Here is a 22650-nt window from a genome sequence, read left to right as displayed (position 1 = left end):
CCCCCTTACTTGAAATTGCTTACATATATCTCTGAACTTGAGAAAATGACGTTAGCTGGCCATGGCCTTTCTCGCACACCCATGTGCTTCAAGGCATCCTGCCTATCAGAGCCAGCTAGCTTTAGAGGGGAGGGGACGCCCCATATGAAGCGTTAGCATTTTCATTCTTTACCATAAAGAGGTGGCTGAAGAACACTCAGACGAAGTTAAAAGTTGGATTTGACCACGTCGCGAAATTATCGCTTTCCAGATAATTTTGATGTGGCGGCTGGGAGATCCAAGAGGGAACAGCCGTTGGTTTCCTCTTGCTCTGGTGTGGGCGAAGCGCCACGACGTTAGTGGCCGCAGGCCATAAGCAAAAAAACACCTGGATCCCGGCTCAAAAACATTGCCGGGAAGACAAATTTAAACTAACCGACCTATATAGATATACTTGAATCAAACTAACGTTTATTCACCTGTCGTGGGCGAAGCATCACGACCTTAATGGCCGTAGGCCATAAAATGAAAATTACCCTTGTGGAATCATCACAGACAACGACTTAGGTTTCACCTCAATACGCATATCATCAGCCTCAAACAGCTCGCCATCAATCACGTACTTAAACTGAGTATCGGTTGTTAAATAGATTTTTTTCGCCTGTTGATGATGAATCGCACTATTTGCAGCGTTTTGGTCTCGACTGCCTGTTAAGCCTGCAAACAATAACTCGGTCATGCTAAGCAATTGTTGTGGCGAGGTGTCACTTGCCTCAATCCAGGTAATGTCGAGTAAACCATCATTAATAATCGGTTCGCCATTACCCTGAGCTAATACGCTGGAAAATGGCGCGGCATTGGCAACCACTAAACTGGTGGTGTCGATAGTGTGGGTTTCACCATCATCGAGCTGTAAGCGTAGCGATAACGATTGATTTTCATCAATGGCTTCCCATAAACCATTTAAATACGCTAACTGACCCATGTCGTTCTTGGTTTCGCGGTCGGCTTTTTGAATCATTTTATGCTCAAACCCTAACCCCACCAGCAGTAACATAATGATGTCGTTACACACTGCGGTATCAATACGTTGGTGATGACCTTGAATTAAAATATCTAACGCCTGCGACACGGGTATTAACTTACTTGTGACACCAAATAAGGTGTGGCTTAACGCATTAGTGGTGCCCATTGGGATAATGCCTAAATAAATATCACTGTCGACCAACACCGAGGCGACCTCGTTAACCGTGCCATCGCCACCACAGGCTATGACGATATCGGCACCTTTTTCTTTAGCTTGTTCGGCTAATTGCACCGCCGATTTATCTTTAGTGGTGTACAACACATTAAGCTGAAAATAGCGCGATAGGGTTTGTTTAATATGATCGGCTTCATCGTGCCATTTACCGCCACCCGACACAGGATTAACTATCAACCAAGCTTGTTTATGGATATTAATTTGCTGCTTTTGATGCATTTTTTCAACGCCCGCTAACTGCCACTTGTTCAAGCGTGCCGTTTGACGAATATCATTAATGCTTTTGAGCACTTCGGTAAACTGACGGTTTTTATCGCGGCACACTAAATACGCGGCTAACACTAATACTGAACGGCCTCGGCCTAAGGCGCAATGCACTACCACATTATTACCTTTGCGTACCTGAGTGTGTAACCAGTTTACGGCTTGATTTAATTGCGCAACGGTTGGCACATTATGGTCTAACACCGGAATATTTAAATACTCGATATTTTCGTCCACTAAGGTCCATTCAAGTGCATCAAACTCGGCGGTCACATCTAAAATAGCCCCTATTTTTTCACGTTTTAATTGCTCAACGTCGCTTGGAAACAAACGGCACGCTAAATACAATTGTTTATCTATCTTTTGAATTGCCGGCACTTTATCGTGCTTTCTTGCCCATGAGTTATACGCCTGACAGCCCATTAAAAACGGCACAAAACTCCAACTGATATACCACGGGATACTGCCATCCTGGCTTTTACGAAAAATCCCCGCGCTATTAAACCAATACGCAGAGCTGACTAGAGCTAAAGACAATGCCACCCAGCCAAACGCCACTTGCAGCACTACATTTGGTAACGCGATGCATAAACACAACGCGATAAAAGTACCAAGGGTGTAATAATATTTAATGTGGATTTGGGTCGGCATAATCGGTCCTCCTGGAGTGAAATAATAAAAAGCGGCACTCATGCCTAATGCATGAGTGCCGTTATATTATTAACAGTCTGGATCTTCGGCTTTCATGCCTTCTTTTACATCTTCACAAGCATCCTCAACTGCATTACCCGCATCTTGAATCATCTCATCGACCTTCTCACCGGCATTTTCGGCTTTGTTATCTGAACATGCTGATAAACCAGCAGTTAATAACACCATAAAACTTGCCATTGTGATTAATTTTAATAATTTCATAATTCATCTCCTTGATGATGGTAAAGACTTAATTGCTGGCAGATGCTTCTACTAGCTACATTAAGATATGCTTAATTAACAATTAAGCCATGTTTATTATTTAGATGGCTGCTGTTTAAATGACTATTGTTTGGATACCTGTTATTTAAATGACTGTTATCGAGGTGATTTACCACGCAGCGCATTCGACACAAGCGAAATTAACAACAACACCACAAAGATAAAGAAAATAAATTTGGCGATCCCTGCGGCTGCACCTGCAATACCGCTAAAACCCAATAGACCTGCAATCACTGCTATCACTAAAAAAATTAATGTCCAGCCCAACATAAAAACCTCCTTGGTATACGGTTTGTCTTAAATGTATTGAATATGCATAAACGATATTAGTACGTGCGATGAACTCTGTATGTCTGTGTTTTGTATACTTCTTATCGTTCGTATGTTTCTCATTGTTCGTATACTAACTAAAGCCAGCATCGTGCCAACTTTCAAAAACAATCATAAGCACCTGAAATTAATAAAATAAAAAGTTATGCGGATTAAAAGGGAAATCAGAAACCCAAACCTACGTAAGCAATTTTTACCGACTATTCGGTAAGAGTTTCAGGCTCAAAGCCTAATGGGAAACCAACAGATGTAAAAAAGGGCTGCCAACAATGGCAACCCTATTTTTTATGATGTTAATTTACGATTTATCGCATCTTTATCTTGGTAATTTAATGGATATAAGCGCCGCTAAAGCGACAAATGCACTCGAGATCCACAAACAGGCTTCTAGACCATATTGTTGATACACCCAGCCCGACAATACCGTACCAATTAAGCGCCCCATAGCATTGGCCATATAATAAAAGCCTACATCGAGTGATACACCATCATGTCCGGCATAGCTGACAATAAGGTAGCTGTGCAGCGATGAATTAATCGCAAACACCGCACCAAACAACAATAAACCGGCGATTAATGACTGTTGAATATAAAAGTCAAAATGTAACGCTAATGCAATGGCTGCTGGGATAAGCAATAAATAACTAGCCCATAAAAAAGCCGAATGCCCTGTTGGCACCTTGCCTTGTTTTTTGCCAGTAAAGTACGGCGCAAATGATTGCACAATACCGTAACCAATCACCCAGCAGGCCATAAAGCCGCCAACCCACCAATGGTCCCACTGAAAGGTAACCGCTAAAAACACTGGCAATGCCACCACAAACCACACGTCGCGGGCACCAAACAAAAACATCCGCGCCGCCGACAGCATATTAATCGCCGAGCTTTTTGAGAACATATCAGTAAATTTAGGCTTGTTTTTAGCTTTACCTAAATCGGCTTTTAAGCTGAATAAACTCATCAACCACACGACTGCCAACATAGCTGCCATGAGTATCACTGCGCCGCGAAACTCAAGTAATGTCAGTAATAACCCACCTAAAAAGAAACCCACCCCTTTTAAGGCATTTTTAGACCCCGTAAGAATCGCGACCCACTGATACAACTTACCCTGAGCATCACCAGGCACCAGCATTTTAATCGCGCTTTTGGCACTCATTTTATTGAGATCTTTGGCAATACCAGACAAGGCCTGCGCCGCCATCACATACACCACGGTAAGCATATCGGCGGGTACAGTTAACATGGCAAGGGCGACAATTTGCAGCCCAAGACCAATGTTCATGGTGTTATTTAACCCCAGCCTTGCACCTAACCAACCGCCAACCAGGTTGGTCACTACGCCAAAGATTTCATAAAACAAAAACAGCATGGCAATGTTAAGCGGGGTGTAACCGAGCTGATGAAAGTACAACACCACCAGCATACGTAGCGCACCATCCGTTAAGGTAAACGCCCAATAATTACCGGTAATAATCAGGTATTGTTTAATCTGCGGCGGCAATGCGCTCAGTGATATCAGCCCCATGCTGGGTTATTCCTTATCTGCTAGGCCAACTTTGCGGGCAAGCTCAGCAGTGCGGTTAGCGTATCCCCACTCATTGTCGTACCACACGTATAATTTCAATTGGGTGTCGTTAACTACCATGGTCGACAAGGCATCAATAATGCTTGAACGTGGATCGGTTTTATAATCAACAGACACTAATGGGCGCTCTTCATAGCCCATAATGTCTTTAAGCTCATTGTCAGCAGCTTGTTTAAGCAATTGATTCACTTCTTGTACTGTAGTGCCGCGAGCAAGTTCAAACACACAATCGGTAATCGATGCATTGGCCAGTGGAACCCGAATAGCATGACCATTTAGTTTGCCTTTAAGCTCAGGAAAAATGTGAGTAATAGCAGTAGCAGAACCGGTTGTGGTGGGGATTAAACTGATACCACAGGCACGGGCACGGCGTAAATCAGCGTGCGGAGCATCTAAGATTGTTTGGGTATTAGTGATGTCGTGGATTGTGGTCATCGAACCATGTTTAATGCCGATTTTTTCGTGGATAACTTTTACCACTGGCGCTAAACAGTTGGTGGTACAAGACGCAGCCGTCACAATCGGGTGAATCGCTTTATCATAAAGGTCATCATTTACGCCCATCACAATATTGAGCACGCCCTCTTCTTTCACTGGTGCTGTAACCACAACACGCTTAACACCTTGCTCTAAATACGCTTGCAACAAGGCCTTGGTTTTAATTTTACCTGAGGCTTCAATCACTACATCGCATTGTGACCAATCGGTATCTTGAGTAGCTTTGTTTTGAGTACATGGAATAGCTTTGCCGTTAATCACAATGGCATCGCCTTGATGAGTCGCCTCGTGATGCCAGTGCCCATGTACTGAATCAAAGGTCATTAAGTGGGCTAACGTTGCGGCGTCGCCAGCAGGATCGTTAATATGAACAATTTCTACGTCGTCCCAATCGTACGCTGCGCGCATTGATAAACGTCCCATACGGCCAAAGCCATTAATTCCGATTTTAATTTTCATAATATTGTCCTAAATAATGTTATTTGGCTTATTAATCAGTAGCCTTTAGTCAGTAATCTTTTATCAGCAGTCTTTTATCAACAATCTCTTATGAAAAAGGTCATAGAGTAAACGCATCAAAATATTCGCGCTGTACTGGGTGCGCTAATGCTTTGGGTCGCAATGCTTGTACTGCACTAACAACCTTGTCTTTTGGCTAACCTAAGCTGGCAAGAATCAACCCAATCACTAGCCCTGTGCGCCCTGACCCGCCTTTGCAATGCACAGCAATTGTGCCCTGGTTATGCATCAAATCTAAGATTTGCGCTTTATTAGCTAACCAGCTTGCTTCAAATTCAGCGCCCGGTGCGGCGTCATCTAAAATAGGCAACTGCACCCATGTAATGCCCTGTTTGGCACATTGTGCGGCTAAATCGCTGGCATTATTGTGGGCCATTTCTTCGTCAAACATCAGAGTAAGCAACATTTGAGTGCCCGCTGCTTTTAACGTACTTAATGACTCAGCTAATGCTTGTTCTTTAGTGCCTGGGCATGGGGTGAAAATCAATTTAGCGCCATTCTCATTGAGTGGGTCTAATGGCAAAATATCAAACGGATGTAGCAACATTTTTGACTCCAAAAATCGATTACAACGGGTACTTGTACCGAGGCGAATAGACAGAAAAATTTAACGGCAGAAACTGACTTTATCAGGGCGGTTTTTCATAGCGTCTAGGCGCTCAAGATACGGCAAAATTAACGCTATGTTATTTTCGGTCGTTTGCGCAATCACCGACTTAATCCATAACGGTAATGCTGAATTAATGCGATAAAACACCCATTGGCCATGTTTTCTATCGCTAAGAATGTTGGCTTTTTTCAATAAGGCTAAGTTGCGCGACACTTTAGGTTGGCTCTCTTCATCTAGCGCTTGCATTAACTCACACACACACAGCTCACCATGATAATGAGTCAGCATTAAGGTTTTTAGACGGATATCGTCGGTTAAGCATTTATAAAACGCGATGGGATCGACATCGGTTAGCGCCTCTTCGGCGAGCGGTTCAACTTCGGCTGGTGTTTCAATGGGTGCTGTTGCAGACGCCTTACGTTCCACCAGCAAAAACATTGATAAGCGATTGTTAAGCTCGGTTAAAGTGCTGGAGAAAGGATGGTTACCTTTGCGCGTTTTAGGATCGGGGAAATCCCAGGCGAGTTGCTTGCCAGCCCCAGGAAAACTGCGACATTCGCTATTGGCTTTATCGCAAAGCGTAATCACGTAGTCAAAGGCTTGCCCAGCAAAGGTTTGTACATTTTTAGACACTAAATGACTGGCGTCGACACCAAACTTTTGGATTGCTTCAATCGCCCTTGGGTCAACTTGCTCCGGCTCAGTACCCGCGCTGAAAACCTCAAATTGATCGGCGGCCTTGCTCCTTAATAACGCCTCAGCCATTTGTGAACGGGCAGAATTTCCAGTACACAAAAACAATACGCTTTTCTTTTTCATAAATGACGGGCTCAGCTGGGATCTTAAAAACAGTGTATATATGAATATTTACATATACAAGGTTGAGGCAATAAAAAAGCCTATTCAGGATAATGAATAGGCTTAATATTGGATATTATTATTAAATTTGGTCGTTAATCACTTGTCGTATTTGTTCAAGTGACGTTTCTTTAACTAGATGTCCATTTTCAAAAACAGTCTCAAGTAAACCTTGATCCTCTTCAATCTCTGTAACATCATCAAACAACACTAACTCACCATCAACGCGCTCGATTTTAAGTAAGCCTTTAGCTGATTTTTTCTTAGTATCTGTTTTAGGATCTTTAAATATCGCGACCCGCTCACCGTTTTTAACCACACTGGTTGCTTTAACTGCTGAGCCATGAGTATCACGGGTGACATACTGGTAGCTATACGAACCAATGCCTAAAACCACTTTAGACGCAAAGCCTTTATCCATTAAACGCTGTAATATTTGACGTTGGCGCGGTAATGTAATTGCGTCACCGTAAATAGCACCAATATGCTCATCAAGTAACTTAAAACCTTTGTCTGTGGTAGTGCCACCAAAAATATCCCAAAGGCATTCAATAAGCCCTTTGATTTCAAAATCCATTAAGCTAATGGTTTGCTCTTCTTCAAAAGCAAAATAGTTTCCATTCCAACGGTAAGCTTCATAACCATTGATAATGGCCTCTTTTTCAGCCTCATTTTGAGTATTAAACAGTTCTGCATAGTCAGAGACTGGAGAAACTTTATATCCGGTCAGAATTTTTACCGGATCACCTGAGTCTGGGCGGATAACTAATGTGCCTTCACGGACCATGATCTCTTGCTTTAACTGAGGTAAATATTCCGTCACCAACGTCCAGAAGTCCCAAGTGTCAGACACCACACTCAATATTCCTTTTGGCGACTGTTCTTTCATCAAATATCTAAAGAACTCAATTTCGCCTTCCATGATCCAAGAACATGTCACCGAATGTTCAGTCGCATCAACAGAACAACCTACAAGCTCAGTATCAACGTTGGCACCATAATATTTCTCAGCAAACAGCACAGCTGGAATGGTATCTGTACCGACTAAACCAGAAGCCAAATGACCAAAACCACTCATTGCCGCAGCTTGTTTACCAAACATGCCTCTAAAGCTGAAGTCATGCCCCTGAAAAGGCACAAAATCCATTGGTAACCCGGTTTTTTCTGCAAACTCTTTGAATACTTTTAAATAGGCAACTGACGTTGTTGCACTTGTTTGAATGGGCCAATTTTCACAACTCAACACGGTTTCAATCATGTTAGTTAACCACTGAAAACCTTCTTTGGTGTTAACAACAGTGATAGGTGGTACCAAATAAGGAACCAATGTACCTTCTGGTAACGCTTTAATTTTGAGTGGTAAATAACCTAAATCGTGAAGGTCTTCTAGATATTGAACATTAACGGGGTAACCTAACATCGCACTCAGAATACGTTTATGATTGGCAACGGCAGAGGCTTTATCCACATTAAAAAATTCAGCCCATTCGTCCTGTAAATAGCTTTTAATGAAGTACTGTAAACCCACAAAAGCAACTTTGTCGTTATTATCTACATTACTTAACTTGCCACTTCTTGAGGTAAAGTTTGCATATACCTCAGTGACGTCTGGATGATAAGCACGGCTATGAAATTCTTTGTAAACATCTTTTTGCATACTTGCAGCGGTAATAGTCATGAGGGTTTCCTTACATCTCGATGATGTGTAACTTTATGCTTTTATTTTGTGTAAACTCTTCTGCGGGTTTAAACGAATCTGTGGTGTAAATCGTATCGATTAACCCTTCAAACACATCTAGGCCTTTTGAGAAAATACCGTGGGTAATAAACAATGAAACTTCAATAGCGCCTTTATCTCTTAGGACCTTAGCAAGTTCAATAAAAGTACGTCCGCCATCACAAATGTCATCTGCAATCAGCACTTTTTTGCCTTGAACGTCACCTAAGATTTCGGTACTGATAATGTCACCACTTTTAAGATCTCGAATTTTCTGAGCTTGAATAACCTCAGGTTCGCCCTTAAATGCTTCGGCAATTTTTATCGTTTTTTTACTGGCACCAGCATCAGGAGAAATAAGTGTTAACTCTCCCGTGGCTAGGCGTTGGCATAACGCTTCGTAACGCATAAGCAATGACAATTGAGGAATATTAACGACTCGGTGTAACAGCGCTGGAGATACGTCACTATGAGCATCCCATATTGTGACTTTAGAAAAATTAAGTTGATTGATAAAGTTTGCCATAACAGAAGCACCTAACGCTTCTCCTTCGACACAGACTCTATCTTGGCGAGCATAAGGGAAATAAGGGATAACGAGTTCAATTGGGATACTGTCATTTGACAGTCTTCTTAGTGCATCGACTGCCACCATTAATTTTACAATTTGAGATGAACTGGTTAAACGAGCAAAAATTTCGATTTTTACTGACGTTAATATCTCTTCTATATTAAAGCGGATATGCTCTTCACCGCCAGAAAAAGTAAAAGTGTCATAGTTAAATACCGTTTTATTTCCTGATACATCGTGACTAAATACATTCATGTTAACTCCTTTTAATATAGTGTCTGTAGGACACTATTGAATATAACAAAGACGCTAATCTTAAGCAAGGTGTTTGTGTCAGTGAGACACTAATATTGGTGTGTAAGGAAAAAGAGTAACAGCTAATTCAACTAACTGATATTAAAAAAATTACTCTTTTTTAATCAAATGGCCAACACGTGAACTCATTGAAATATAGGCAACGACACCTGCATTGAACTCAATGGCGTCTTGTTCAATACCATCTGAAAATATCACTCCGTTTTCAGGCATTTTTGATGTCATAGAAAAACCAGATTGATTTGAAATTTGACCAAAAACGAGTTCGCAACCGGTTTTAATTGAAGGAAATGGCTCCCTAACGGAGTAATAGAGATATGGGCTTGCCCACGGAAAACCGTCTGTAAGCTCATCCTGAATAGGTTGCTTTGCGATACCTCTTGCACCTGCCAGAATACTTTTAAACCAACCCGTAGATCCCAAGCCGGTACTGATGATCACACCGCTTGAACTTTGCTCTTCATGTTGCTCATTAATGGATAATGTATAACGTGCAGATGAATGTGTTTTCGGACCAATGAATATATCGTTTACGGCTAAAAGCGTCTGGCCTAAATTGGTGTTCACTTCTGCCATAGAAATATTGTCAGTGGTGACAGCACCGCTTAAGGTTTGTAAAACAATATCTTTTAGCTCCCCTATCAAAAAAGGTAGCAGTTTACCCGCATACACTGATGGCATGGGGTTAATCGCAATAACGGGTTGTCCATTGAGATACTTCAAAGTATTCGCGACCAAACCATCTTGTCCAATCACTATAACAATGTCGTCTGGTGAAAATAGGTAAGTAGACAATACACTTCGTTCAAGCAATTGTACGCGGCTAATCGTTTTAAGGTAATCAACAGCAATATTGATAACATTAGTGTAAAGATGATTTTCTTCTTCGTAGTCGGTAAATGATTCACCTAAATGCTCAAGATAAAACTTCGCTTGGCCTAAAGTACAATATTTTTGCTTAAGCTCTTCAAGTCGAGTTTTGCGAGTCACGACCACCATTTTTCGGTTTGAAATCATCCGCGCCCCCCATCTTGTCGATTCGTTAACGCCAATAATAAATCTGGTGAGAAATTTAGATTGCCAATCTTATTGTCCCCTTGAGTCAAGTTTTCGATTGCCTGTGCAATCAATTGCTCAGGCTTCATGCCACTCATACTCATGACTTTAAGCTTTTCAATATCAATATTTTGATAGGCTTGCATCTGCACTTGTATTTTATAGGCTTGCACATCTCCACGCGCTCTTTCGTTTGCAGCATTAATGGTAACTAACTGCTCTAATTGCTTCTCATCTTCTATTTGAGCTTGGATGGTTTCTTGATTAATTTTAAATTGTTGTTGCTTGCGAAGTCGTGCGGCTTCTAACTTCGATGTTTCAAGATCTTGCTGTTTCTTTTGAATCGCTTTTTCTGTCTCTAGCTCAGACTCTTTAACACTCTTTTCTTGCTCAATACTGGCTAGACGTCTTGCATAGATTGCTGAGTCGGCTTCTTTCAACAAACTTTCTCTAATTTCCGCCTCTAGTGCCTTGCCTGTTTCTGGCGTAGGTTTAATTGCGGTGAGTGATACATCCGTAATCCCCACCCCTAAACTCGTAATCGCGTCAATACTAGTCAATCCTTGCTTAAGGTCTAACGTCAGCTGTCGAGCGCATGTTAATGCATTTTTTAATGTCATAGACTCAATATGATTACGCAGTAACACTTGTACTGCTCGCTGAACACGTTCGTCTAATTTTTTAGGGTCATCAGAAACATACTGCCCTGTAGGCTCAATAGTAAAATTGAGCATTTTTGCTGCCTCACGTGGTTTTTCAATCCGATAAGTAATTTGTCCCTGAAGACTTAACTCTTGGAAGTCGGCCGTTTGTAGTCTGAAGACAAAAGGGAGTTCCTTACTGTTACTTGGAATAGCAACCAATGATGAGTTTGGCGCATAGTAGAAAAAACTGACTCCGACGCCCTCTTGAATAACATTGCCTTTTTTAAATAGCATCAAGTGTGTAGATGGATCTGCTTTTATATATTTTAAACCAAACATAACAACCTCCAGTTAATGTCCCTTTGACACAATTATTATTGTCTCTGAGACATTATTGTGTCAATGTTTATTTTTAATTGACGAAACACTGACGAATCATTAATGTGTCGTAAAGACATAAAGAGGTTGTGATAAATAGAAATGACTGAAGAATACGATATCAACCAGTTCAAAAACCCATTATTTACCGTAGATAGTGTGCTATTTACCGTAAAAGATGCGGCCTTAAAAGTGCTTATGGTAAAGCGTGCTAACCAACCATTTATAGGTTGCTGGGGATTACCTGGCGGGTTTGTTGATATTGATATTGATGACACAACGGATAAAACCGCACTGAGAAAGCTAAAAGAAAAAACCAGTGTTGCGCCACCTTACATTGAACAACTACAGGCATTTTCAAGTAAAGATAGAGATCCAAGAGGCTTCAGCGTTACCTTGGTTTATTTTGCATTAATTGCTGAACAAGATGTGTCATCGCATATAGACACAGTGGAAGACGTGCAGTGGATTGATGTTAATCAATTAAAAAGCTTATCCATTGCTTTTGACCATCAATACATTATTGAGCAAGCGCAACTGCGTCTTCAACAAAAAGCGTTATATTCCATGGTCCCCGTATACTGCTTGCCTGAATATTTTACGATCGGACAACTCAAAACCGTTATTGAAACAATTATCGGTAAATCGATTCAACGTAAGAGCTTAATTCGTCGTATTGAAGCTTCTGAAATGTTTGCAACGATAGATGAAAAAGTTAAATCCGGTGGCCGTTTAGCCCAACTTTATAAAATAAAACCGGATGTAGACATTGTTAACTTTGAGCGGAATTTAAGTGTTTAATGGAGTGAATCTAATAGCCACAGCCATCGATATTCGATGGCATATTGTGTCTTTAGCGCGAGTATTTTTCTTGTTCATGCAACACTATGTTGAATTACGCCGAACATGTTATAAGGCTGACGTCAGTTAACCCCAAATACACTGACTCTTCATTGAGTTTGTCTAAAAGGGTCACTATTCAACATGAGATAGACATTTAGTTTCTAATATATTGGCAAGATTATGGCAAGCTTCACACGTCATTTTTGACCGATAATGTTTAGCAAAATACATAAAAATAACCCACCAGCATGGTTTTAAATCACGTGTAATATTGATGTTAGCTCTTGCCGCCTCCCCCCTTTATTAATGCCTAAGTTCAATTAAAAACGAATAGATCATTTTAGCGTTAAAATAATGATCCATTCGGGCTGGTTAACATACTTGAAACATTTATAAATGTCGGATAGATTACGGCTAACTAAATTGGATAACGGATTTTCAATGAATAAGTTTGTGGTTTTTTGTCGCGGGTTCATCCTAGCCAGCATGAGCTTAATGTGTTTTTCGAGTGCCGCAGAAGATGCCTTTAACATCTTGCAAACGCTTGATTACAGGGAAGAACAACAAGAGCTATACCCTGACAGCGTAAGAACATATCACTTTGATAAATCAACAAATACGCTTTATTTAATTGGCAATAATCTCGACTCAGATATCACTGTACAGACACTTTATATTTGGCAATATGAACCAACATCGCATTTACTTGAATTCAATCAAAAAGTCGTACTCGATTTCGCGGATAATGAATACATTAACTTCAAGATTGTCGCAAAGATTGACGATAAATTAATTATCAGTAATCAAGACAACCTCGACTCCAGTAATTATCTTTCAAGTATTGATTTAAATGATGGGTTTAAACTGGTCAAAGAAGTAGAGCTTTTCCCTGGTATGGGGGGGTATATCAATGTTACTCAATCATCTGAAAACACTATATTTAGCTTGATATATTCTCAAAATGCCATCATCGCGACACACTGCACCGTGAATGTTACAGACATCACTTGCCAAGATGTTCAAGGTGAATTACCTGACTTATCAAATTTCACAACATCAGCTTTTTACCGAACTTATTTCCTAGCTGGTTTTAATCAATTTCTGTTTGAAATATCTGATAGCAACACAGGCATAGCTAAGGCATACATATTCCGCTTCGATGAATTCGGTAATATTTTTTTACTAAATGATATTAGTTTACCAAGTAATGTTAGATTGAAAGGGATTACTGCACTCAGCACTAAATCAGAATTATTTATCTACTCCGGTAATACTAATTTGTATCCTGACAAACATTACATTTATGGAAATGATCAATGGTCAGACTCAGGCTTCACTCCAGGACGTGGGGTTGAGGATATAAATTTACCTGTACAATTTGTAGCAGATACAGACTATGGGTTAGGGCCTACATGTAGAGCGATAATTTACAGTAAAGAAAAATTATCGTTACATTATACAAATCAAACCCGAAATTTACTTGCGATGAGTGAATGCATTCTTATTGAGGAGGAATATGGGCTAAGCATAGCTCAGTCGGCTAAAATTATTCAGTCTTTTCAACTTGCTAACACATTACCTATCACACAATTAGACTCTCTAAATAGTTTTGAGTGGACACAAGATCAATACAATGAGATCAACCTCAAAAACTATTATACCAACCCAAGTCAATTGACGATAAAAGGGCTGCCAGCACCATTAACGTTTGACGGCGAAAAAATAACAGGTAAGCCAGGGAAAAAGGATCTATTCGTTCCATCCAGTGGTGGTAACTATGAAATGATCGATAGGTCCAGGGTTGAAGTATTTTCAGGCACAAAACTTCTCACCAGTTTTTTTATCCATTTTAAAAATATAAATGATGCACCAGAGTTAATAAGCCCACTGAACAAGGAGTACTTAAAAGCAGGTGGTTCTTATGAAATTGCCATGCAAGATTTAGTTTGGGACCCTGATTACGATAGCCCTTTAATCTACACATTTGCCAACCTTCCACCGAACTCAATTGTGGATGATTATGGGGGATTACAAATCATTTCGGCTCAAACAGGAAAATACTCCATAGGCGTTACGGTCAATGATGGCCAAGGTGGAATACTTAAGTTTCCACTAGAGGTTGAAGTTAATGGTAATGGTTCTGAAGGTGGTTCAAGTGGTGGCAGTATAGGAGTTAACGTCTTAGTGTTTCTCTTTGTATTGCTGTTACTTAGAAGCAATACAGCACTTTTGCTCCAAAGACGCAAACGATAACGCGCTTAATACAATATAGAGCGAAGACAAACTTTAAGCTTAAAAATCAATCACATTGGTTATCATAAAGCAATTTGCACAAAAAGTTTGTCTTCGTTTAATTCAAATAGTCTTCGTTTTAATTTCATCATTTCAATTATGTAAGCGTAGAATTGGAGCGAAGACAAAGTAAGGCTGCAGGCCTTGCTAATGGACGGCAATATTTAACACTTTAATGAAATTGTAGCGAAGACAATCACAAATCATTGTTAATAAGAGATAATTAGTACATATCGGTAATTGTTAATGACTTACTAAAAAGCGTTAACAAACTCGAGATTACTGAAATATTACCTGAATATTTTTAAATTACGATGCTTACAAATTGACCTATAAATCCAAAAAGAGTTTAGCCTGAAGCAATTCACCGCTTTTCTCAGTAATGCTATACCCCAAAGCAGTATAACCCTTAGCTCTCTTCTGATACATTCTGTTAAGCATAGGTAAAGCAGAGTCGAGATAGTCAAACACTACTACCTTATCTTTACCTTTAAACTGCCTTTGTATTCGACCAACATATTGAATAAGCGAACCTTTCCAAGAGATCGGCAATACTAGAAACAAAGTATCTAACTTTGGTAAATCAAATCCTTCACCAATATATTTTCCTGTTGCCACTATGACTTGAGTATAATTAATTGAAGCCATTACACGATCTCGCTCTTTAATGCCCATAGCACCACGCAAGAGCGAAAAGCTAATCTTATTTTTTAACAATAGCTCACCTAATATCTCAGCATGCTCCCGCCGCTCAGTTAGGATGATAGGATGCTTTTGTTGCGAAACAGTCATTAACACATCAGAAATAATAAGGGCATTTCTCTTATCATCATTCATCAACCAACGATAAACATCTGCTATATGTGGACGACTATCTTCATCTAATAGATCTGATGGCAATTCTGATTGTAACTTTGTGAGCTTAACTTGTTGAATAAACTTACTCTCTTCATTAGCCACTACATGCCTTATTGGTCCGGCCTGCATAAAGATTATCGGCTGATGACCATCCTGACGATTCGGAGTAGCAGTGATCCCTAAGATATATTTTGCATGAACCTCATTCAGCAACCTTTCGTAATTGGGTGCTGAAATATGATGGCATTCATCAATGATGACTTGACCATAATCATACAACAACGGAGCGATAGTGTTATCTTTGCGGTTAATCAAGCTCTGGTAAGTCGCGATATCAACTTGCCCTGTTGGTTTTCGTTTACCACTGCCTATTAAACCCACATCGCAACCTTCAAGAAATGCCGTTAAACGCTCTTTCCATTGATCCAATAACTGTCGGCTGTGGACTAAAATAAGAGTATTTACTTTGCGTTGATGGATTAGACCAATTGCGGTGATTGTTTTACCAAATGCCGTAGGCGCATGAAGTATACCAGTGTCATGCTTTGTCAATACAGCAACAGCTTTCTTCTGCTCAGACCTCAACTCACCATTAAAAGTTAATCCCATCAGGCGCACTCCCAGTTTACGTTTATCATCCAACTCTATTTCAATCATATTGCCTTGGAGTAAACGTAACACCTCATCAAAACAACCTCGAGGCAATGATAAATAGCCATTATCTAATTCTGCTAAGCAAATAAAGCGCGGGATCCCATTGGTAGAAAAACGCAAAGCTTGAGTTTTAAAAAAGACTGGATTTGAGAAGCTAGCAATTCGCTTTAGTTTTGCCAACAAAGGCTGCGGTAATTCAGTAATGTTCACATATATGCGATTTGCTAACACTAATACTAGTTTTTTAGGGCAGCCACTAATCGACTCTGATTTTGTTGAATAATTTAATTCCCAAGGTTTCCTATTTAAATCAGACTTTAACTCAGGTGTGTCTATCACAATCGCGTTTAATTGTTGTTTAGTCACCTTTTTAACAGAGGTCAAATATGCCCACTGATCAGCATATGGCATTAAGTTTTCATTAATAAATACACTATTAGCCTGCTGACGAGGAATATACTGCAAAGGAAGTGCAATTAAGTTACCAAACCCTCCAATCGGTAAAAAAACCTGATTAGGAAAAAGTCGATCATAAGACTCAAATGAAATTCCTGCATGAAACTCCATCGCTTTGTCGAGCAATGTAAAACCTAGTTGTCTAGCATCTTTCGCTGATACTGGTGATTCAAAAAACACCCATACATGTGCTCCATTGCCTGAGCGAGATCGCTCCACACTACAAGAAATATTCAGTTCATTACACGCTTTTCTAAAAGCTTGCACTGCGACTTGCCAATCTGACTTATCAAAATCAGCAGCAAGCAACCAACAAGAATTATCCTCTAAAAGTGGGTATAAACCTACAGTCTGTTTACCTGAAAGGTGGCCGTATATGGCGCTTTGGTCTAACAACTTAAATGCTTGATTAACACATTCTGTACATTTTACTTTAGGTTTAAAGCATATGCCTTGTTGCCATTCATTATGGCAACTAACCGAGTAGCCGCCACGTCCTTCCTTATTTTGCCAGCGATTAGCATAAATATCTTTTCGTCCACGAAAAAGTCCCATATAGATATCTATCTTCTGAGCAGTGTTTAAGCGTAACACCGTAAGATTAGAGTTCAGCAAAGCTGAGCGTCTTGCGAGCAAGATTTGTCGCTCACTTTCTAGTTCAGAAAGTCTTTTATCTATAATTTCTAGTTCAGCATTTGAAGACATAACCCTTAGCCTCCCATTGTGACTTGGTTAATTCTGACACAAATATAGCTACAAACCTTATTTTAACTGGGGTACAATTAAAGCACACCAATTACATCTTGTCAGGATATTAACAGTGTCTGTTTCAGCGTTAGTTGCCAATAGATTATCTCGAATGAAACGAGGAGTTCCATTTTCCATAGAGAGTTTTTACTCTCTAGGCACTACGACATCTGTTCAAAAGGCGATGAGCCGATTAACCAAAGAAGGCCAAGTTGCTCGTTTAGCAAAAGGCATTTATTCTCGTCCAAAACCCTTAGCCAGTATCCCCTCGATTAACATTACAGCAAAAGCTGAAGAAGTAGCGAAGACATGGGCGCGGAGTAACAAGTATAAAATAACCCCTCAAGGGCTAGAAGTGGCTTATCGGCTCGGTATGCAAACTCAGGCACCAGTTAAAACCGTATATTGGACAACTGGACCATCTCGTGAGTTTCACGTTGGCAATGAAGTTGTCCAAGTAAAACACACGACTGAAACCAAATTACAGTGGATAAACAAACCTGAGGGAGCCTTATTTAGAGGGTTACTTTCCCTTTCGCCTGAACACACCCCAGTATCTACCTTAATGATGGCTATAAAACGCTTAAATTTACAAGAAAAAGAAGCTGTTAGGGTTATTAGAAAGTTGAGTAATAGTCCAGCATTAGTAATATGGAAACCTAAATTAAATCAGCTAGAAAACAGTCTTCAATCATGAGTATTTTTGACCTGTACGCCGATAAATCTAAACATGAAGACCTTGCAAACATGTTTTCATATGCTGCCCAACAACATGAGCATGGTTTAGTGGCTAACTTTTTGGAAAAAGATATCTGGGTTACTGAAATTCTTCGCCTACTATACGACGAAAAGTTACTCGGTGACTGCTCGGTAGCATTTAAAGGTGGAACAGCACTCAGTAAATGCTGGAGCGCTATTGAGCGTTTCTCCGAAGATATTGATTTATCGATTCATTGGGCCGATCTGTCTGGATTGTCAGTAGATGTTGAGCTTGCAGCATGGCAAAAGAGCATTCAGAGCAATAGCCAAAATAAGAAGTTTAGAGATGAGCAACAGAAACGTCTTATGCAGTGGAGCAACGACTTAGTTGAAAAGCTGAATCATCGTCTTGCGCAGTACAACATAGAAGGGCTGTCTGCCGAGCTTGAACCTGACTCGCATGGTGAAAAAATTGATATCCATTTTCCACGTGTAACCCACAGCAATAATGACTACCAGCTTGATCATATATTATTGGAGTTTGGCGGAAGAAACAGAGGTAAGCCAACTGAAATCATCGATATTGATTGCTATATGGACAGCATTCCTGATTTCACATCACTAGCACTACCAAAAGCTAGCGTAATGGCATATCAGAGGGATTTCATTCTCTGGGAAAAATTAACGGCATTACACCAATTTTCAACCCAAGAAAAAGCCCCCAACCCAAATAGACTCGCTCGACATTGGTACGATGTAGATTGCCTTCTAAATATGGAGTTTGCCGATCCCCTAAATACTTCTGAAGCCATGTTTGCCGTTATTGGAATGAAAAAGCACCGTTGGGCAAGCGCTGGGGTTGACTACGAAGAGATACTTCAAGGTAAACTAAAACTGATCCCAGAAGTTAAAAGGTTAGCGGGTATTGCACATGATCATGCCGAGGCTGTTGCTGGTGGCATGTTTTTTACCACGCCAGATCCATTCGACACCATAGTTACACGGCTTGAAGCAACACAAAATGAATTCAATGAACATATCAAGTCATTGTTGTAGGAAGCTCAAATAGAATTAAAAGCACAACAAGTTCAAGAACTGCTCTTCATACTGGCAAACAATTCCACCCGAATCATCTTGCTCATTTCTCAACTCTGTATCAAGTTCTGCATTACTTTATCCGTTTCAAAGCTAGCTTATGCTCGGCAGAATGCGATATCTTATTTGCTGTCAAAATTTCCCTGATAACGATACACATATCTGAGCTATCTTTGAGAAAAATCGCTTTATCCTCATCTATAACTCAAAAATATTATCGAACACTGGTCCCTCGCAAGCATTTAAGTCTTGAATGTCTCGCTTTACTACCTTACCTTCTAAAGAGTCCATTGATTGAAATTAAAAGCAATTTGCACAAAAAGTTTGTCTTCGTTTAATTCAAATAGTCTTCGTTTTAATTTCATCATTTCAATTATGTAATCGTGGAATTAGAACGAAGACAAAGTAAGGCTGTGACACCTGATGCAGCGTTGCTATGTTTAGTACTTTCATGGAATTAAAACGAAGACAATCTTAAGATGCTGTTTTAATTATATTTAAGCAGTCAGCCCCTCCGTTGGCTAATATGTAAGTCCACTAGCGCATTGAAGTTATTATCCTTGTACAACACCATAATCGAAACTATATTTACTGAATGTAAACCTATAGGAGAACAGTCATGGTTACATCGAAACTGCTTAAAATAGGTGACTGCGTAATGCTAACAATTCCTCCGACAATTCTTGAAGAACTAAATTTAAAACTAGGAGCAACTATTCATTTAACGATCGATAATGGAAGACTAATACTTAACCCAAAGCATGAGTATTCTCTGGAGGAATTACTGGCAAAATGTGATAAATCGACACCTATATCGCCAGAAGAGCAAGAATGGCTTGATGCACCTGCTGTAGGTAAGGAACCTTTCTAAATATCTTGATCACTACAAATTGAATTTAGAGCAAGTAAGGGCGATGTATGTGCCTGTTGAATTAGCCACTACATTATAATTTGGAATTATTTGATCCATTTCGCCCATTAAACTTTCGAGCCTATAACTCTATATAATCTTTAATAAATGCCTGTTTCCAAAACATTGAAAGTCTTGGAAACATTGCTAAGAGAAAATCATCTCCTCGCCCTGTTATAGAGTCTAAAGGCGTTTCTACATCTCCAAATATCTCATTTTCGTGCAGTTCAGCTATTAGAGCACCAAAAACTTCAGTATCTAAAAGATCTGGATTATAAGTTAATGCTGCCGCGAGTGCTGCTGGTAGAAACGTTGCATACTTTTTACTCAACGTTTGATCATTATCTAAAATTCTTGGGTAGAGTTTAAAGAGTAGCGCTTTTTCAAGACCACCTTCAATTTCCCAGAGGCTTTTACCAACTTTAATGCTGCCAATAAGTCGTACAGCATTTTTAAGGTTTTGAGTGAATTCAAGTTGTCTAAGGAAGAAATCGTCCAATGCTAAGTCTTGAGGTGTGCGATTACTGGGACTTCGATAATCATCTGGACATGAAAGTATGTTGAGTAGATTTTCAGTGCCAACCTCTATTAAGTATTTCACTGTGCCTTTAGGAAAATTAAAGTCGCTAGGCATTAAGTAGCCATCATCTTCGGGTAAAGAGGTAATTACATCATCAAGGTTGAAAGTATGGTATTCACTACCATCAACTACCTTGCTATGGCCTATTGACGGTTTCCAGACGGGGCATTGAAAACTAATCGTTTGTTCTTTTTCCCAAAGGTCAACCAACGTTGAGTTAATTGAGCACACAAAAGCATTTGAATAAGGGTTATGAAGAATATCCTCTCGTGTAATAAAGCGTTTTTCCATCGGCAGTAGCCAAATGAGTTTCCAACCAATACTCTCATAGTCTTTTTCTCTCGCGACTATTATGTCTGGTGCCAAGTTGGAAACTTGAACCTCAAACGCTATTGGGACTCCTTTGTACTTACATTGCACATCAGGCTGTCGATATTTTTTTTTCGCGTCATCAATATAAACCCAAACTTCGGAATCAATTTCTTCGACATCTTCGGTTCGGCTTAACGCTAATTGAATCATCGCTTTATAATACTTATGTAAGCGACCTTCAGATGCCGTTAATTCAGAGGGTATGTCTGGTCTTTCATCATCAGTTTTCCATTCGCAATCTGGAGAGTTAGGGTTATGAGAAAAGAACCTATTACTATTGTAAGACGTTTTAATAGACAACGGTTCATTACACATTGGACATGAATATTGTGAGTCGCCCGTAACAGAGCGATGATGCGCATCTGCCATTCGTTCAAAAGAAAACTTCTGCGCATTTCCATCCAAAATAGCTTGAGCACTGATTTTTTTGCCTGTCGAGTTTTGTCTTACTAAAACAATTTTACTCATGTCACTTCCATATTACTGCTAACCGACAAACTCACCTCGAAAAGCTTTTGCCAGTATTGATTGTGTGAGTTTTTTTAAACTAGCTTTAGCGGCATTGTATTGCTTTTCAACCAACACTCAAACACATACTCTCTGTGATAATTAAGATATTTCGTATGTTCTTCTTTCAGGTGCTCAATTTTCTGTGTGGCTTCAAAAATACCTAAATAAGGAAGATCTGAAATTGGAAGATATTCAGATACCATCATTTCCCCAGTAGGTAAAAATGTTATAAGTCCAGCATCGAAGGCTACATCCAAACCTGGGGTTAGTAATAACCCATTATATACATCTAGTCGTTCTATATTATCTGAAGCAGCCCAAGGTTTTATATGCGATGCCCTTAATAAAGATAATGTCTTACAGTTTGTTACTGCGCATTGCCCCCAATACTCGATCAAATCTTTTCTAAACCGCCCTTGACCAACACGGCTTTTAACCAGCGATTGTGTTTCTGTCAGTTTTCCAAGACCTAAGAATTCGGTTAAATCATCAATGATGTCGGTAGATTGAATCTGAACTGCTTTAGCTTCCACAAATTTATCGAAAGCAGCCTCAGACAAAGAAAGCTTATCTGAAGACTGTAAAAATATTGAACGTAACTTGGCTCGCATCTTTTCAGCGTCCTGCATAAGACCAGCTTTATCTGTAATGTTTTTTCTCTCCCAAGCATAAACATTGACCTTAGAGAATCCATCTACAGAAGAAACAGGCACAAAAGCTATTTCATTTTCGTCAACCAAAAGCGCTAAATCTAAACCATCCGGTTCACTAACAAGCCAGATTGCACAAAAATAAGGAAAGCCATAACGCGAAATTTGATTGCTAAGGTGCGTAGTAGGTTCATTTAACAATCTATTTGCCCCTTTATCGCCAAAAAGTGCACTTTTAATATTTAAAAAATCCGAACCACAATCTCGCCACGCAACTCCTTTGCTACAAACAAAATACTTAACCTGTTGAAACTCCCTCGCATTCAAAAATCGATCAATCGAAGTCTTTTTCATAGGAATCCCTTTCTAATTATAAGAACTAATTAATGGTAGTCACTTACAAAATAAAGCAACTTTTTAT

19 protein-coding genes are annotated in these 22650 nt (G+C 39.8%); 5 read left to right on the top strand and 14 right to left on the bottom strand.

Features of this window, described 5'->3' with window-relative positions:
- Positions 1-511 precede the first annotated feature (511 nt).
- The 11 genes from AC19MV_RS12295 to AC19MV_RS12245 form a co-directional block, all read right to left on the bottom strand.
- Complete coding sequence (locus tag AC19MV_RS12295; protein ID WP_498307885.1) at positions 512-2155, bottom strand: diacylglycerol kinase family protein; 1644 nt, start codon at positions 2153-2155, stop codon at positions 512-514.
- 69 nt (positions 2156-2224) lie between these two features.
- Entirely contained in the window at positions 2225-2419 is a 195-nt protein-coding gene (locus AC19MV_RS12290; RefSeq protein WP_188958052.1) for a hypothetical protein, read from the bottom strand.
- A 156-nt stretch (positions 2420-2575) separates the two neighbouring features.
- Positions 2576-2749, bottom strand: a complete 174-nt coding sequence (locus tag AC19MV_RS12285; RefSeq protein WP_498307884.1) for a DUF1328 domain-containing protein — start codon at positions 2747-2749, stop codon at positions 2576-2578.
- Positions 2750-3125: 376 nt separating this feature from the next.
- The gene (gene arsJ / locus AC19MV_RS12280; protein ID WP_498307882.1) at positions 3126-4337 is read right to left on the bottom strand and encodes an organoarsenical effux MFS transporter ArsJ; all 1212 of its coding nucleotides are present in this window, start codon (positions 4335-4337) and stop codon (positions 3126-3128) included.
- A gap of 6 nt (positions 4338-4343) precedes the next feature.
- A complete protein-coding gene (locus AC19MV_RS12275) occupies positions 4344-5354 on the bottom strand; it encodes an ArsJ-associated glyceraldehyde-3-phosphate dehydrogenase (RefSeq protein WP_498307880.1) in 1011 nt (336 codons plus the stop codon).
- A 196-nt stretch (positions 5355-5550) separates the two neighbouring features.
- Positions 5551-5961: a phosphatase domain-containing putative toxin gene (locus tag AC19MV_RS12270; RefSeq protein WP_498307878.1), complete on the bottom strand. Its 411-nt coding sequence runs from the start codon at positions 5959-5961 to the stop codon at positions 5551-5553.
- Positions 5962-6021: 60 nt separating this feature from the next.
- Positions 6022-6843 (bottom strand): metalloregulator ArsR/SmtB family transcription factor, encoded by an 822-nt coding sequence (locus AC19MV_RS12265; protein ID WP_498307876.1) that lies wholly within the window; start codon positions 6841-6843, stop codon positions 6022-6024.
- Positions 6844-6964: 121 nt separating this feature from the next.
- Positions 6965-8560 (bottom strand): nicotinate phosphoribosyltransferase, encoded by a 1596-nt coding sequence (locus tag AC19MV_RS12260; RefSeq protein ID WP_498307874.1) that lies wholly within the window; start codon positions 8558-8560, stop codon positions 6965-6967.
- A gap of 10 nt (positions 8561-8570) precedes the next feature.
- Complete coding sequence (gene prs / locus AC19MV_RS12255) at positions 8571-9425, bottom strand: ribose-phosphate diphosphokinase (protein ID WP_498307872.1); 855 nt, start codon at positions 9423-9425, stop codon at positions 8571-8573.
- Positions 9426-9575: 150 nt separating this feature from the next.
- Positions 9576-10502 carry an NAD(+)/NADH kinase gene (locus AC19MV_RS12250; protein WP_498307870.1) on the bottom strand — a complete coding sequence of 309 codons (927 nt, stop codon included), beginning with the start codon at positions 10500-10502 and terminating at the stop codon, positions 9576-9578.
- On the bottom strand, positions 10499-11524 hold the full coding sequence (locus tag AC19MV_RS12245) for an SPFH domain-containing protein (RefSeq protein ID WP_498307868.1): 1026 nt from the start codon (positions 11522-11524) through the stop codon (positions 10499-10501). The genes AC19MV_RS12250 and AC19MV_RS12245 overlap by 4 nt, the downstream gene beginning before the upstream one ends.
- A 141-nt stretch (positions 11525-11665) precedes the next feature.
- Between AC19MV_RS12245 and AC19MV_RS12240 the strand changes: the two genes are divergently transcribed.
- Both AC19MV_RS12240 and AC19MV_RS12235 read left to right on the top strand, forming a co-directional pair.
- Positions 11666-12364, top strand: coding sequence for an NUDIX hydrolase (locus tag AC19MV_RS12240; RefSeq protein WP_498307866.1), 699 nt, complete (start codon positions 11666-11668; stop codon positions 12362-12364).
- Positions 12365-12847: 483 nt separating this feature from the next.
- Positions 12848-14659, top strand: a complete 1812-nt coding sequence (locus AC19MV_RS12235) for a hypothetical protein (protein WP_498307864.1) — start codon at positions 12848-12850, stop codon at positions 14657-14659.
- A gap of 369 nt (positions 14660-15028) precedes the next feature.
- On the opposite strand, the gene AC19MV_RS12230 is transcribed toward AC19MV_RS12235, so the two are convergent.
- The gene (locus AC19MV_RS12230; RefSeq protein WP_498307862.1) at positions 15029-17371 is read right to left on the bottom strand and encodes a TOTE conflict system archaeo-eukaryotic primase domain-containing protein; all 2343 of its coding nucleotides are present in this window, start codon (positions 17369-17371) and stop codon (positions 15029-15031) included.
- A 115-nt stretch (positions 17372-17486) separates the two neighbouring features.
- On the opposite strand from AC19MV_RS12230, the gene AC19MV_RS12225 reads away from it, so the two are divergent.
- From AC19MV_RS12225 to AC19MV_RS12215, 3 genes are all read left to right on the top strand, one after another.
- Complete coding sequence (locus tag AC19MV_RS12225; protein WP_498307860.1) at positions 17487-18110, top strand: DUF6088 family protein; 624 nt, start codon at positions 17487-17489, stop codon at positions 18108-18110.
- Positions 18107-19168 carry a nucleotidyl transferase AbiEii/AbiGii toxin family protein gene (locus tag AC19MV_RS12220; RefSeq protein WP_498307858.1) on the top strand — a complete coding sequence of 354 codons (1062 nt, stop codon included), beginning with the start codon at positions 18107-18109 and terminating at the stop codon, positions 19166-19168. Before AC19MV_RS12225 ends, AC19MV_RS12220 begins: the two co-directional genes overlap by 4 nt.
- A gap of 658 nt (positions 19169-19826) precedes the next feature.
- The gene (locus tag AC19MV_RS12215; RefSeq protein WP_498307856.1) at positions 19827-20078 is read left to right on the top strand and encodes an AbrB/MazE/SpoVT family DNA-binding domain-containing protein; all 252 of its coding nucleotides are present in this window, start codon (positions 19827-19829) and stop codon (positions 20076-20078) included.
- A 121-nt stretch (positions 20079-20199) separates the two neighbouring features.
- On the opposite strand, the gene AC19MV_RS12210 is transcribed toward AC19MV_RS12215, so the two are convergent.
- Positions 20200-21537 (bottom strand): competence protein CoiA family protein, encoded by a 1338-nt coding sequence (locus AC19MV_RS12210; RefSeq protein ID WP_498307854.1) that lies wholly within the window; start codon positions 21535-21537, stop codon positions 20200-20202.
- A 74-nt stretch (positions 21538-21611) separates the two neighbouring features.
- Positions 21612-22583: an HNH endonuclease gene (locus AC19MV_RS12205; protein WP_498307853.1), complete on the bottom strand. Its 972-nt coding sequence runs from the start codon at positions 22581-22583 to the stop codon at positions 21612-21614.
- Positions 22584-22650 lie beyond the last annotated feature (67 nt).

The sequence above is a fragment of the Shewanella sp. MF05913 genome (genome assembly GCF_059758095.1).
This window is presented reverse-complemented; position numbering and strand designations above follow the sequence as displayed.